The organism is Vreelandella massiliensis, assembly GCF_900155385.1.
Lineage (GTDB): Bacteria > Pseudomonadota > Gammaproteobacteria > Pseudomonadales > Halomonadaceae > Vreelandella > Vreelandella massiliensis.
Map to the genome: position 1 here is coordinate 925,536 of NZ_LT699745.1, position 13,575 is coordinate 939,110.

At 60.9% G+C, this 13,575-nt stretch carries 9 protein-coding genes and 1 pseudogene; 7 read left to right on the forward strand and 3 right to left on the reverse strand.

The window, feature by feature from the left end; genetic code table 11:
* The first annotated feature begins 10 nt into the window (after nucleotides 1–10).
* Complete coding sequence (locus BQ9846_RS08990; protein WP_075880662.1) at nucleotides 11–1,621, forward strand: ATP-binding protein; 1,611 nt, start codon at nucleotides 11–13, stop codon at nucleotides 1,619–1,621.
* Here BQ9846_RS08990 and BQ9846_RS08995 read toward each other — a convergent pair.
* Complete coding sequence (locus tag BQ9846_RS08995) at nucleotides 1,584–2,522, reverse strand: LysR family transcriptional regulator (protein WP_075880663.1); 939 nt, start codon at nucleotides 2,520–2,522, stop codon at nucleotides 1,584–1,586. The two genes, BQ9846_RS08990 and BQ9846_RS08995, sit on opposite strands and share 38 nt — an antisense overlap.
* Nucleotides 2,523–2,622: 100 nt before the next feature.
* Between BQ9846_RS08995 and metE the strand changes: the two are divergent.
* Nucleotides 2,623–4,933: pseudogene (gene metE, locus BQ9846_RS09000) on the forward strand (5-methyltetrahydropteroyltriglutamate--homocysteine S-methyltransferase).
* Nucleotides 4,934–5,022: 89 nt separating this feature from the next.
* Nucleotides 5,023–6,141, forward strand: a complete 1,119-nt coding sequence (locus BQ9846_RS09005; RefSeq protein ID WP_075880664.1) for a mechanosensitive ion channel family protein — start codon at nucleotides 5,023–5,025, stop codon at nucleotides 6,139–6,141.
* A 13-nt stretch (nucleotides 6,142–6,154) separates the two neighbouring features.
* Here BQ9846_RS09005 and ppk1 read toward each other — a convergent pair whose 3' ends face one another.
* On the reverse strand, nucleotides 6,155–8,350 hold the full coding sequence (gene ppk1 / locus BQ9846_RS09010) for a polyphosphate kinase 1 (RefSeq protein WP_075880665.1): 2,196 nt from the start codon (nucleotides 8,348–8,350) through the stop codon (nucleotides 6,155–6,157).
* 118 nt (nucleotides 8,351–8,468) lie between these two features.
* Entirely contained in the window at nucleotides 8,469–9,482 is a 1,014-nt protein-coding gene (hemB, locus tag BQ9846_RS09015) for a porphobilinogen synthase (protein WP_075880666.1), read from the reverse strand.
* Between the two features lie 178 nt (nucleotides 9,483–9,660).
* On the opposite strand from hemB, the gene elbB reads away from it, so the two are divergent.
* The 4 genes from elbB to BQ9846_RS16365 are packed head-to-tail and all read left to right on the forward strand — an operon-like array spanning nucleotide 9,661 to nucleotide 13,563.
* Nucleotides 9,661–10,320, forward strand: coding sequence for an isoprenoid biosynthesis glyoxalase ElbB (gene elbB, locus BQ9846_RS09020; RefSeq protein ID WP_075880667.1), 660 nt, complete (start codon nucleotides 9,661–9,663; stop codon nucleotides 10,318–10,320).
* 36 nt (nucleotides 10,321–10,356) lie between these two features.
* The gene (locus tag BQ9846_RS09025) at nucleotides 10,357–11,316 is read left to right on the forward strand and encodes a substrate-binding domain-containing protein (protein WP_075880668.1); all 960 of its coding nucleotides are present in this window, start codon (nucleotides 10,357–10,359) and stop codon (nucleotides 11,314–11,316) included.
* Entirely contained in the window at nucleotides 11,313–13,151 is a 1,839-nt protein-coding gene (locus BQ9846_RS09030; protein ID WP_075880669.1) for a sensor histidine kinase, read from the forward strand. Before BQ9846_RS09025 ends, BQ9846_RS09030 begins: the two co-directional genes overlap by 4 nt.
* Nucleotides 13,135–13,563, forward strand: a complete 429-nt coding sequence (locus BQ9846_RS16365) for a response regulator (protein ID WP_083651538.1) — start codon at nucleotides 13,135–13,137, stop codon at nucleotides 13,561–13,563. Before BQ9846_RS09030 ends, BQ9846_RS16365 begins: the two co-directional genes overlap by 17 nt.
* Nucleotides 13,564–13,575 lie beyond the last annotated feature (12 nt).

A 13,575-nucleotide genomic window follows, 5' to 3' on the forward strand; every position in this document is an offset into this window, starting at 1 on the left:
GATAAGCGCCATGCGCTGGGGGCTCAAGCAAAGCGCTTTTTTGCGTTTTTATCTGCTGCTGGGCATGGCGCTGCTGATCATTTTCGTGATGGCGCTTGGCGGACGGATGCTGATTGAAAAAATCCGCCAGGAAGCCTATCGCGAGGAGTTGGCTACGTTTCCCATGTCGCTGCTGGTGAAAGAGCTCTCGCCGCTGTCGCCACGGGAGCGCCAAACCCGGCTGGATGAGCTAGCCGAGCGGTTGGGCATGACGCTCACGCTGATTCCCTTGAATGTCGCCGACCTAAGCTACTTCGAGCGCGCTCGCCTGGAGCGCGGGCAAGTATTAGTGGAAGCCTCGCCGTGGCGCTTGCGCCAACGCCTTAACGATACGCCTTGGCTGATTCATGCTCGGGTTGCCGAGTGGCACGACCAGCAGTGGCAAGCGAGTATTGCCTTGGCGGCCGAGCGGCTCGCGGCGTTTCCTCCCGCCGAGCGGGAAGCGCAGCTTGCCACCTTGGATAGCGGCAGTTGGCCGCTGACACTGCGCGATTCGCTCCCGCCGGGGTTGACCGCCATCCAGCAGGAGAAATTGGCCCAAGGGCACGTGATTACCCGGCTACGCGGTGAAGCCTTTGACGTCACTCTTCTGACCGCGCTGCCGGCGGGCTCGGGCGAGTCGCCCTCCCAGTGGCTCGAAGCCGGCCCCATGGAGCGCGACGAGCTGCTGCCGCTTAATCTGCATCTGCCGCTACTAATCGGCGTGATGGTGGTGCTGACGCTGGTGATCTACCTGATCATGCGCCGCATTGAAGCGCGCATGGCGCGGCTTGAACTGGCGGCAACGCGCATCGCCGGTGGGCGCTTGGAAACCCGTGTCAAGGTGGAGAGTGGCGACTTTCTGGGTCGCGTGGGCATGGCCTTTAACGCCATGGCCAACCAAGTGCAGTCGCTTCTGCGCGGCCAGCAAGAGATGATCCGGGCGGTTTCCCACGAACTGCGCACGCCGGTGGCGCGGATTCGCTTTGCCGTGCAGATGGTCGAGGACATGACCGACCAGCCCGCCATTCGTCGGCAGCTTCAAGGCATCGACGCGGATATCGCCGAGCTTGATGCGCTGGTGGACGAAATTCTCACCTACGCCCGCTTAGGCGGCGAGACCATCAACGGCGCGGAAATGGAGATGTCGTTTGTGGATTGCCGCGCGATGGCCAAACGCGTACTGGATACGCTCTCTCCCTTGCACGACGACTTGACGCTCACCCTCGCGCCCGGCCCCGAGATAGAACTTCTCGCCGAGCCACGTTATTTACAGCGCGCCCTGCAGAACCTGGTCAGCAATGCCTGTCGCTACGGCCACTCGCAGGTGGAAGTGCGCCTGTGGGATGAACCCAATTTGGTGCGTATCGACGTGGAGGACGACGGCCCCGGCGTACCGGTGGAGTCGCGCGGGGAGATCTTTAAGCCCTTCGCCCGCCTGGACGATAGCCGCACGCGTAGCTCCGGCGGCTATGGCTTGGGGCTTTCGATCGTGCAAAAAATCATGTCGGGCCACGGCGGAAGCATCAGCGTGGATGCGAGCCCAACGCTGGGCGGGGCGCGTTTTACCCTGCTGATTCCGCGTCGCGAGCCGCCGGCTTGATCCCCGACAGCACCGCAAACGAGGTTTCGCGCGCGGTGCGCAAGAAGTCCTGCATCCAGGGCGCCTCCGCGCTCTCTTCTCGAATCGCGGCGTAAAGCGTGCTCCAGACGCCGCTCTCCCCAAGGCTCACCGCGCTCACGTAGTCGCGCTCCAGGTATTCGGTCAGCGCCCAGTTGGGCAGGGCGCACACGCCCCGGCCGCTGGCGACGAGCTGCATCATCATGATCGTCAGCTCAGCGGTGCGGATCTCTCTGGGGCGCACTCCCGCCGGGTTGAGAAAGTGGGTAAACACGTCCAGGCGCGACTGCTCCACCGGGTAGGTGATCAGCGTCTCCTCTGCTAGCGCCTGCGGGGTGATGTAGCGCTGGTGCGCAAAGGGGTGCTGGCGCGCCACGGCCAAAAGCCCCTCGTAGCGAAACAGCGGCGCATAGCGCACGCCCTCAAGCGGCTGCGGGTCGGCGGTGATGACCAGATCAAGCTGCTCGCGGGAAAGCGCCGGCAGCGGGTCGAAGTGGTGCCCACTGGGAATATCGATCTCCACTTCCGGCCAGTGATCGCGAAAGTAATCCACCGTCGGCATCAGCCACTGAAAGCAGCTATGGCACTCGATGGCCATGTGCAGTCGCCCCTGCTCGCTGCCGGAAAGCCGGGCAATATCGCGCTCGGCGCGGCGCACCTCGGGGAGCACTTGATCGGCAAGCGTCAGCAGGCGCAAGCCGGCGTGGGTGAACTCAACCGGGCGGGTCTTGCGGATAAACAGCGGACTCTCGACGCGGCTTTCCAGATCTTTTAGCTGGTGCGAGAGCGCCGACTGGGTGAGGTGAACGCGCTCGGCGGCCTCCACCAGCGAGCCGGTTTCGCGCAGTGCCAGCAGCGTGCGTAGATGACGAAGTTCAATCATGGTGATTTATATTCATTTTAAATATTAAAAATATTAGTTTGATTCACTTTTTGTCGGCGCCCAGACTATGCGAAATCATTCACGTTGAAGAGCAATCATCATGACAGTTTCTCATATTCTTGGCTATCCGCGTATCGGCGCCCAGCGCGAGCTGAAAAAAGCCACCGAAGCCTACTGGCGCGGAGAACTCTCCCGCGAAGCGCTAGAGAGCGAGGGCAAAACGCTACGCCGCCGGCACTGGCAGGCGCAGTTCGACGCCGGGCTCGACTATGTCAGCGTGGGCGACTTCGCTTTTTATGACCAGGTGTTAAACGTCTCTGTACTGCTCGGTGCCGTGCCCGAGCGCTTTAACGCCCAAGACGAGATTGCCCATGGCGATATCGACTTCGACACGGCATTTCGCATGGCGCGGGGGGCGAGCCCCGAGCGGGGAGCCCGCTGCGGCGTGTGAAATGACTAAGTACTTCGACACCAATTATCACTACTTGGTGCCTGAGCTGCATCGCGGGCAGCGTTTTGCCCTCGCGTCCCAGCGCCTTTTCGCCGAGGTGGATGAAGCACATGACGCGGGCTTTGCCCCGAAAGTGACGCTGACCGGGCCGTTGACCTGGCTGTGGCTGGGCAAGACAAAAGGGCAAACGCAACAGGCGGCGTTTGACCGCTTAACCCTGCTGGATAGCGTGCTGGACGTCTACGTGGAGGTGCTCAACCGCTTGGCCAAGCAGGGCGTTGCGTGGGTGCAGCTCGATGAGCCCGCGCTGGTGCAGGATCTGCCGCTTGCCTGGCAGCAGGCGTACGAGCGCGCCTATCATCGCCTGCAGGCCGCACCGGTGAAGCTGATGGTGGCCACTTACTTTGGCGCCCTCGGCGATAACCTTTCGCTCACCGCGCGCTTGCCGGTGGCGGGGCTGCACGTGGATGCAGTGCGCGCGCCGGAGCAGCTCGAAGGCGTAATCGACCGCTTAAGCCCGCACCAAGTGCTCTCCGTGGGGATTATCGATGGGCGTAACGTTTGGCGCGCGGACTTGGCCGTGCTGCGTGAGCGCTTGATGCCGCTCAAGGTGCGTCTGGGGCAGCGTCTTTGGCTGGCGCCGAGCTGCTCGCTTCTGCACGTGCCGGTGGACTTGGACGCCGAAACCGAACTGGACGATGAGCTCAAAAGCTGGCTTGCGTTCGCCCGGCAAAAGCTCGATGAGGTGGTGACACTCACGCGGCTATTAGACCACCGCGCGAGCCCTGAAGACGAAGCCCGTTTGGCGGCGGCCACCCAAGCACTGGATGCGCGCCGAGCCTCTACCCGGATTCATCGCCCCGACGTTACTCGGCGCCTTGAGCAGGTACACCTGGCGGATAGCCAGCGTGGTGCGGCTTATAGCGAGCGCGCGGTGGCGCAGCGCCGAAAGCTTGCGCTGCCGCTTTTTCCCACCACCACCATTGGCTCCTTCCCGCAGACCGATGCGATACGCGCCGCGCGCCGGGCGTATAAAAACGCCGAGATAACGACTGCGGCCTACGAAGCTAAGATGCGCGACGAGATCGCCTACGCGGTGGCGCGCCAGGAAGCCCTGGACATCGACATGCTGGTGCATGGCGAAGCCGAGCGTAACGACATGGTGGAGTACTTCGGCGAGCAGCTGGATGGCTTTGCCTTTACTCGCTTTGGCTGGGTGCAGAGCTACGGCTCGCGCTGCGTCAAGCCGCCGATCATCGTCGGCGATGTGGCGCGCCCGGCGCCGATGACGGTGCGCTGGAGTGAGTACGCGCAATCGCTCACCGACAGGCCGATGAAAGGCATGCTCACCGGGCCGGTAACGATTCTGCAGTGGTCGTTTGTGCGCGATGACCAGCCGCGCGAAACCACCTGTAAGCAGATCGCCTTGGCGCTGCGCGATGAAGTGATTGATCTTGAGCGCGCCGGCATTGGCGCCATTCAGGTCGATGAGCCGGCGCTGCGAGAGGGCCTGCCGCTGCGCCAAGGCCAGTGGCAAGCGTACCTGAACTGGGCGGTCGAGAGCTTCCGGCTCAGCGTGGCAGGCGTGGATAACGCCACCCAGATCCATACCCACATGTGCTATTCAGAGTTCAACGACATCATCGGCGCGATCGCCGCCCTCGATGCCGACGTGATCACCATCGAAACCTCGCGTTCGGATATGGAGCTGTTGGAGGCGTTTCAAGACTTCGCCTATCCCAACGACATCGGTCCCGGCGTGTACGACATCCACACCCCCAATACGCCGGAGGTGGCATGGATGGTGAGCCTGATGGAGAAAGCACTAGAGAAAATTCCCGCCGAACGGCTGTGGGTCAATCCCGACTGCGGGCTTAAAACCCGCCGCTGGGAAGAGGTGGAACCGGCGCTGGCCAATATGGTGGCGGCCGCCAAGGAACTCAGGGCGCGCCACGGCTAGGGCTTGTGATGCGGATTTGACGCGGCCCAGCGCCTTGGTCATGGTACTGTCATGGCTGATGGCGTCAGAGATAGCAGGGAGCCGCGTCGATGAATCCGGACAACACCAACCTTCTTGAAGCCCCCGAGTGGCTGCCTTCATCGCTGGTGGCGGCGTGGGACTTTCTCGCCGCCTACCAGTGGGCGCTGGCGTTTATCGTGGTGCTTGTGGGTATCACCCTCGCGGTGGTGGGGCGGGCGTTGGTGCTGTTCTTTGGCGGCAAAGCGATTTCACGCCTGAGTAAGAACCTGGGTCATCGCCTGCTGCGCATCGCGGCCAATGTCGCGGCCTGGATCGTCGCGTACATTGCCATGGTACTGGCGATACAGGCGCTTGAGTTCGGCGCCTCCACCGAGAATATCCTGCTGCGTGTGGCGACCAGCCTGCTGGTGCTGCGGCTGATGAAAGAGGCGCTGCATGCCGGGCACGTGGCCATGGAGATCCTTCGCCGCGTGCAGCGGCGCTACGCCATCGTCGATGACCGCACCATTCCGCTATTTGATCTGCTGGTAACGGCGCTTATCATCGCCGTGAGCGGCTATGTGCTGCTTGAAGTGTGGGAGGTCGATCCCACCGCCTGGCTGGCCTCCGCCGGGGTGGTGGGCATCGCGGTCGGGTTTGCCGCCCGCGACACCCTGGCCAACCTCTTCGCCGGCTTTTTCATCATTGCCGATGCGCCCTACAAACTGGGCGATTACATCGTGCTGGACACCGGCGATCGCGGCGAGGTGACCAAGGTGGGCATTCGCTCCACCCGGCTGCGCACCCGCGATGATGTCGAGATCACCGTGCCGAATGCGGAGATGGCCAACACTAAGATCTACAACGAGTCGGGCGGTCGTTGGGTGAAGTTTCGCATCCGCTTGGAAGTGGGCGTGGCCTACGGCTCGGATGCCGAGGAGGTGGTGTCGCTACTGGAGCGCATCAGCGCCGAGCATCACAGCGTCTGCGACGTGCCGGCGCCCCGGGTGCGCATGCGTGGCTTTGGTGACTCTAGCCTCAATTTCGAGCTGCTGTGCTGGGTGAGTCATCCCGCCCAGCGGGGTTTGGTCAGTCACGAACTCTACATGCACATTTATCGGGCGCTGAACGAAGCCGGCATCGAGATTCCCTTTCCCCAGCGCGATGTGTGGCTGCGCGAGCAGGGCAAACCGCCCGCGGCCGACTAGACGTTCAGCGCACTCAACTTTTGCTGGCGTAAGCGTAAAGCAGCGTTTCTTGGGCGCTGATCGGGGCGCTTTCGCCTTCCTCCTGTTTTTGGTAGCTGCCGTCGGGCTGCAAAAGCCAGCTCTGGCAGTTATCCACCAAGTAGGTCTCCAGGTCCTTGCGCACACGGGTGGCGAGCTTTTTATCCAGCAGCGGAAAGCACGTCTCCACGCGGTGGAACATGTTGCGCGACATGAAGTCGGCGCTGGAGCACCAGATTTCGGGTTTGCCGTCGTTATGGAAGTGGAAAACGCGGGTGTGCTCCAAAAAGCGGCCAATAATCGAGCGCACGCGAATGTTGTCGGAAACGCCTTCGATGCCGGGTTTTAAGCAGCACATGCCGCGAATGATGAGATCGCACTCCACGCCGGCCTGCGAGGCGCGGTAGAGCGAGCGGATCAGCTTGGGCTCGGTCAGCGAGTTGCACTTGATGATGATATGCGCGCGCTTGCCTTTGCGCGCGTTTTGCGCCTCGCGCTCGATCATTTCGCTAAGCCGCTCGTGTAGGGTAAAAGGTGCGTGCAACAGCGTATCGATTCGCCGCGCGCGGCCCATTCCCGAAAGCTGCTGGAAGACGCGGTGCACATCGGCGCACAGCGCCGCGTTCGCGGTAAGCAGGCTGTAGTCGGTATAGAGCTTGGCGGTTTTGGAGTGGTAGTTGCCGGTGCCCAGATGGGCGTAGTGGCGCAGCTCGCCTTTTTCGCGGCGCACGATATGCAGCATTTTGGCGTGGGTTTTGTACGCCATGATGCCGTAAATCACGATGGCGCCGGCCTCTTGCAGGCGCGAGGCGAGCTGCAGGTTGTCGGCTTCGTCAAAGCGCGCGCGCAGCTCGATCACCACCGTGACCTCTTTGCCGTGGCTGGCGGCATCCACCAGGGCGCTGACAATCGGCGAATCGGCGCCGGTGCGGTAGAGCGTCTGTTTGATCGCCAGCACATCCGGGTCGCGTGCCGCTTCGCTGAGCAGGTCTTCGATCGGCGAGAACGACTGGAAGGGGTGGTGGAGCAGAATATCCTGCTTGCGAATGGCGTCAAACAGGCTGCCGCTTTTGAGCGCTTTGGGGATGCCCGGGGTAAAGGGGCGGTAGAGTAGCTCGGGGCGGTCGACATCGCCGAGCACGGCCATCATGCGGGTAAGGTTCACCGGCCCTTCGACGCGATAGAGGTCGTCACTCTCTAGGTGGAACTGGCGCAGCAGGAAGTCGGTAAGATCCTCGGGGCAGTTATTGGCCACTTCAAGGCGCACGCCGCTGCCGTAGCGCCGCGCCAGCAGCTCGCCGCGAAGCGCCGAGGCGAGATCCGAGACCTCTTCGGGGTCAACGGTCATATCGGCGTTGCGGGTTAAGCGAAACTGGTAGCAGCCGCGCACGCGCATGCCGGGAAAAAGCTCCTCGGCGTGGGAGTGAATCATCGACGAGAGAAACACGTACTCCGAGAACCCCTCCTCGCAAAGCTCCTTGGGCAGCGCCATCAGCCTTGGTAGCGAGCGGGGCGCGGGCAGAATCGCCATGCCGCCGGAGCGGCCAAAGGCATCCTTGCCTTCCAGTTCGACGATAAAGTTCAGGCTCTTGTTGACCAGGCGCGGGAAGGGGTGCGACGGATCGAGCCCGATGGGGCTGATGACCGGCATGATTTCATTGTCGAAAAACGCCCGCACCCACTTTTTTTGCGCCTCGGTCCATTGATTGCGGCGGCGAAAACGCAGCCCCTGCGCTTCTAAGGCGGGCAGGAGGGTGTCGTTGAGAATCTGGTACTGGCGGCTGATCTGCTCGTGGGCAATTTGCGAGATTTCACTCAGCACCGCCTTGGGAAGACGACCGTCCGCGCCGGTGGTATCGTCGCCGAGGGCGATTTGATGCTTGAGCCCGGCGACGCGAATCTCGAAGAACTCATCCATGTTGGAGGAGAAAATCAGCAAAAACATCAGCCGGTTGAGCAGCGGGTGGGCATCGTCTAGCGCCTGCTCAAGCACGCGAATATTAAACTGTAAGTGGGAGAGCTCGCGGTTGAAGTAAAGCTGAGGGTCGTCGAGGTCGGTCTCGGTTTGGCTCTCGCGTGCCTGAACACCGGTCGGCGTGCGATTAACCCGTAGCGGCGGCGCCTCGCTGTCGCTCAGGGTGGGGTCGTTGCCTGGGGCAGTGGGGGGTGTATCGGACGCTTGGGAATCCATAACCGCTCCTTGTGAAAAATAGCGCAATACTCCCAGTATGGCGGATAAAGATGACAACGCGGTGTCACCTTGTTGTCATCTTTCGCTCGTGGCGTGAGCGACATCAATAAAGTGGAGGTTAGCGCGAAGCGTTTAACCGCCGCGCGGCATCGAGGGCGAAGTAGGTCAAAATGCCGTCGGCGCCGGCGCGTTTGAAACACATCAGCGACTCAAGTATGACGCTATCGGCGTCCAGCCAGCCGTTGTCGAACGCCGCGCGGTGCATGGCGTACTCGCCGCTGACCTGGTAGGCGAAGGTGGGCACGCGAAGCTCAGTTTTCACGCGATGCACCACGTCCAGGTAGGGCATGCCTGGCTTGACCATCACCATATCGGCACCCTCGGCGATATCGAGCGCGACCTCGTGCAGTGCTTCGTCGCTGTTGGCCGGGTCCATCTGGTAAGTGCGCTTATCGGCCTTGCCCAGGTTGCCCGCCGAGCCTACCGCATCGCGAAACGGGCCGTAGTAGTTCGAGGCGTATTTGGCGCTGTAAGCCATGATCTTGACGTTGTGCAGATGCTCTTGCTCCAGCACCTGGCGGATCGCGCTAATGCGGCCATCCATCATGTCCGAGGGCGCCACGATGTCGGCACCCGCCTCGGCGTGGGAAAGCGCCTGCTTAAGCAGGGTATCGACGGTGCGGTCGTTGACCACGTAGCCGTGCTCATCGATGATGCCGTCCTGGCCGTGGCTGGTGTAGGGATCAAGGGCCACATCGGTGATGATGCCAAGCTCGGGCAGCGCCTGCTTCAGGGCGCGAACGCTTCGCTGCACCAGGCCGCCGGCGTTGTAGGCTTCTTCGGCAAACTCCGACTTGAGCGCTGGGCCGACCACCGGGAAAAGCGCCAGCGCCGGAATGCCGAGTTCATACGCTTCGCGCGCCTGTTCAAGCAGCAGATCCAGTGACAGACGCTCAACGCCGGGCATCGAGGGCACGGCTTCGCGCTGGTTTTCCCCCTCCAGGACAAACACCGGCAGGATCAGGTCCGACGGGGTCAGGCTGTTTTCCTGCATCAAGCGGCGGGAGAAGTCATCGCGGCGCATGCGCCGCATGCGCGTGGCCGGAAAGTTACGCGGGGTCGGGGTACTCAAGGGCGTTCTCCTCGCTGTCATCAAAGTGGGTTATCGCTTATGGCGAGTATATCAGGACCGCTGTTGGGGAGAATATGGCGGGGCATAATGAGCGGCCAATGCTCTCTTGTGGAGGCTGGGCAAACTGCATAAAGTGAAGCGCTAATAGTGATACCGTATTAATAAAAAGGAGAACAGCATGACCAAACAGGTGGCGGTAATCTTGGCCGGCTGCGGCGTTTTTGACGGCTCGGAAATTTATGAAACCACGCTGACGCTGCTGCGCCTCGATCAGCTGGGCATCGGCTATCGCTGCTTCGCGCCGGACATGGAGCAGCGTCACGTGATTAACCACATGACTCAAGAGGTTGCCGAGGGGCAACGTCGCAATGTGCTAGAAGAGTCCGCACGGCTTGCGCGTGGCGACATCAGTCCGCTCGGCGAACTCGACGCCGATGATTTTGACGCGGTCATTGTGCCCGGTGGCTTCGGTGTGGCCAAAAACCTTTCGGACTTCGCCACCGCCGGCGATGGCATGGCGGTGATCGAGCCGCTCAAAGAGGCCTTGGCCGGGTTTCGCGACGATGCCAAGCCCATTGGGTTGATGTGTATCTCCCCGGTGATGGCCCCGCGCCTGCTGGGTGAGGGCATTGCCGTGACCGTGGGCCACGACCCGGGCGTTTCGGGTGCGATCAGCGCCATGGGCGGGCTACACCGTAGCTGCGCCGTGGAAGATATCGTGGTGGATTACGAGAACCGGGTGGTTTCCACGCCCGCCTATATGCTCGCCACGCGCATCAGCGAAGCCGCGACGGGGATTTTCAAGCTGGTGGACCGCATCGACGAAATGATGGGGTAAGCCATCGGGAAGCACTGGCAAAGGAGCTGTCAGAACATGCAAATGTCGCAAAAAATGCCCTCGCCGCGGGCCATGAGGTGGGGGCTTATTCTGCTGGGCTGGCTGATGGCGTTATGGGTCACGCAGGGCCAGGCAAGCGGTGTCACCGAACCCGCCGCCCGCGTGGGTTTTGCCCAGGACACGCTGGCGAACGACTGGCGATGGCAGCAGGTGCAAGACGTTAAGGCGGTACTTGACGACTACCCAGCGATCGAGTTCGTTCATACCAATGCCGAGGGCAGCGTGGCGCTGCAAGCGCAGCAGATTCGTCGACTCGCCGAGACGGTGGATGTGCTGATCGTTAGCCCCCGTGCGGAAGCCGTATTAAGCCAAGTGATTGCCGAGGTATACAACGCCGGAACACCGGTCATAGTTCTCAGTAGGGGGCTTGATAATCAGCGCTTTACCAGTTTTATCAGGCCCAGCAATACGATTATCGGTCGCGCAGCGGCCCAGCATTTAACCCAGGCATTAGGCGGCGCTGGCACCATCTTGATGCTTGAGGGGTTGGAAGGGGTGAGCACGACCCAACAGCGCAGTCAAAGCTTTGCGCAGGCCTTAGCCCACTACCCCAACATAGCGCTTATCGTGAGAACCGCTAACTTCCTGCGCGTGGATGCGCTGCGTGCCGTGCAAGAGTTGATGGCAAAGGGCGTGGCGTTTGACGCCATTTATGCTCAGAGCGACAGCATGGCAGTGGGCGCGCGCATGGCCATGACAAACGCCGGCCTTGATCCATCCGCGATACCCATCGTGGGCATTGACTACATCCAGGAAGCGCAAGAAGCCCTGCTTAACGGGACGCAGAGTGCCAGCTTCACTTACCCCACCGGAGGAGGCAAGGCGGCAGAGTTCGCGCTGCGCCTACTTCAGGGGGAGCCGGTGCCAAAACATTGGTTGCTGCCGACCGTCAAGGTCACCGCGGATAACGCTGAGGACGTGGAGCCTATTTTTTGATCCGTTTCAATTCACTGGTCTTTAAACTACCTGCCCTGGTTCTAGTGACAGTGAGCGCCGCCTTGGCGCTAAGTGGCTACTTGATTGATCAGCGGCTGCTGAGCTACCACCGACAAACGGCCACGGCGTTGATGGAGGAGGGGGCGCAGCGTATTCAGGATATCATCTGGCAAACGGAATCCGAGCTTTTTGCCGAAGCGCAACGGCTTTTGCAGCACGAGCAGCTGCAGGCAACGCTTACCTTGATCAATGACTTTCAGGATAGCGAAGAGTACCAGCCTTTTGTGTTTGACCCCGAAAAACGCCTTGTGGCGGAGCAGCTGCTCAATACGGTACAAAACGGCACGTCATCGGCCGCCTTTCTGTTCGATAACCATAATGCGCTCGTTAGCTACGCCCTCGTGGCACAAGGTCGAACGGAAGCGGGGTTTCTCAGCTATGTCGATGGCGCACCCAAATTACGGCACTACGCCTCAACCGGTGACGCCTCGCGCTTACACTACCCGGGTGATATTACCTCCTGGCGACCGCAAAATGTCTTGGGAGAGCGCTACCGCTTCGTCGGCGACCGACTTTTTCTGACCAAGTCGTACCGTAACTTCGAGTGGCAAAATAGCCTCGGAACACTCGTTATCGCGCGAGAGCTGTCGCAGGCCATGCTGCAGTCGGCACTTCCGAGTGGCGTGCATGCCTACCTTTTTCATCCTCAGCAAAACGCCTTCATGGTGGAAGGCGAGAAGCGGCTTGTTACCCCGCGGGAGGCCTCATCGCAGTGGCAGCACGATGACGCCGGGTTCTGGCGCCCGTTTACGCCAGCCAGCCCTGAAGCCGATGGGTTCGAGGTCATGCTTCACTATCCGGCCGCGCAGTACCGTATCGAGCAGCGGGCCACGCGAGACGGGGTGATCGCCGCGGTCCTTATCACGGCGCTGCTTGTGCTGCCGATAAGCTTTTGGTTGGTGCGGCGCTTTATGGTGGTCCCTCTTGTGCAACTGATGCGCGGCGTCAATCGCATCAGTCGAGGTGACAAAGAGCCGATCGTGGTCGCTGCGCAAAACAGTGAGCTTGGCCAGCTGGCTAACGCGGTTAACGCCATGTCGGACAAGCTGCAGCAGCGTGAGCAGCGAATTAGCCGCTATGCGAAGGAGATGGAGCGCTTGAGCCAGGTGATGGCGCACCACTTTCAAGAACCATCGCGACGCCTTGTGCTCTTTTCACGCCAGCTGCAAAACGCTTCGTTGCCGCGTGAAGAGGACCGCCAAGCAGTGGTTTTTATTCGTGCGCAGGCCACGCGGTTAAGTGCCTTGGTGGATGGCGCCCGCCGTTACCTCGAAATATCCCGAACCTCGCCGCGCCTCGCACCGGTCGACCTTAATCAGGCACTGAAAGCGGTGTTGGCCGACCCGAAGATTCACGCGCAGATAACGCAGTGGCAAGCCGATATTCGTACCGCTGACCTTCCCGTCGTGCAGGCCGATTCAGCCCATATACACGCCTTATTCACTATTCTCGTGGATAACGCGCTGTGCTATCGTCATGCCGAGAGATTAATTATGCTTCGGCTTTGGTCTGAAGAGGATGCCGGGCAGTACCGGGTGTATGTGCAGGATAACGGGGTGGGTATTGCCCCCGAGCATCACCATCGAGTGTTCTCGCTGTTTGAGCGTTTGGTAACCGATAGTCAGGGGTATCCGGGCGTGGGCCTTGGGTTGTCCATGGCGCGCCAGATCATGCGCCAGCTAGGCGGTCGTATCGCGATTCATACCAGTAGCCCGGAGGGCACCACTTTTGTTCTGGTTTTTTACAAGGACATAAAAGATGAATCAAGCGCGTAAAGTGCTGCTAGTGGAGGATGATCAGGCCGATGCTTACATCACGCGGCGTATTTTTCAGGAGGTCGCCGCGGATATTCGTCTTGAGCATGCAGAGACGGGCGAAAGCGCGCTGGCATATTTGGAGGCGAACCAGCAGGCAGGCAAGGACGCTTTTCCCGCGCTTATCCTGCTGGACCTGAATATGCCCCGGATGGATGGCTTTACCTTTTTGCAGCATGCGAAACAGAGGCCGGAATTTAGCCCCATCCCCGTGGTGATTCTCACCACCTCGGTATCCCAGAGCGATATTGACCGGGCCTACGCACTAGGCGCTGCCGGTTACCTGGTGAAACCCACCGGTATCGATGAATTTAGCCAACACATTCAGCAGTTAACTGCGTATTGGTTTGGCTTGGTAAGGCGCCCCAGCTGAATACAGGGATTT

Coding starts and splice junctions, on each gene's coding strand:
- BQ9846_RS08990 (WP_075880662.1), top strand. CDS start 11: ATGCGCTGGGGGCTCAAGCAAAGCGCTTTTTTGCGTTTTTATCTGCTG.
- BQ9846_RS08995 (WP_075880663.1), bottom strand. CDS start 2,522: ATGATTGAACTTCGTCATCTACGCACGCTGCTGGCACTGCGCGAAACC.
- BQ9846_RS09005 (WP_075880664.1), top strand. CDS start 5,023: ATGAATCCGGACAACACCAACCTTCTTGAAGCCCCCGAGTGGCTGCCT.
- ppk1 (WP_075880665.1), bottom strand. CDS start 8,350: ATGGATTCCCAAGCGTCCGATACACCCCCCACTGCCCCAGGCAACGAC.
- elbB (WP_075880667.1), top strand. CDS start 9,661: ATGACCAAACAGGTGGCGGTAATCTTGGCCGGCTGCGGCGTTTTTGAC.
- BQ9846_RS09025 (WP_075880668.1), top strand. CDS start 10,357: ATGCAAATGTCGCAAAAAATGCCCTCGCCGCGGGCCATGAGGTGGGGG.
- BQ9846_RS16365 (WP_083651538.1), top strand. CDS start 13,135: ATGAATCAAGCGCGTAAAGTGCTGCTAGTGGAGGATGATCAGGCCGAT.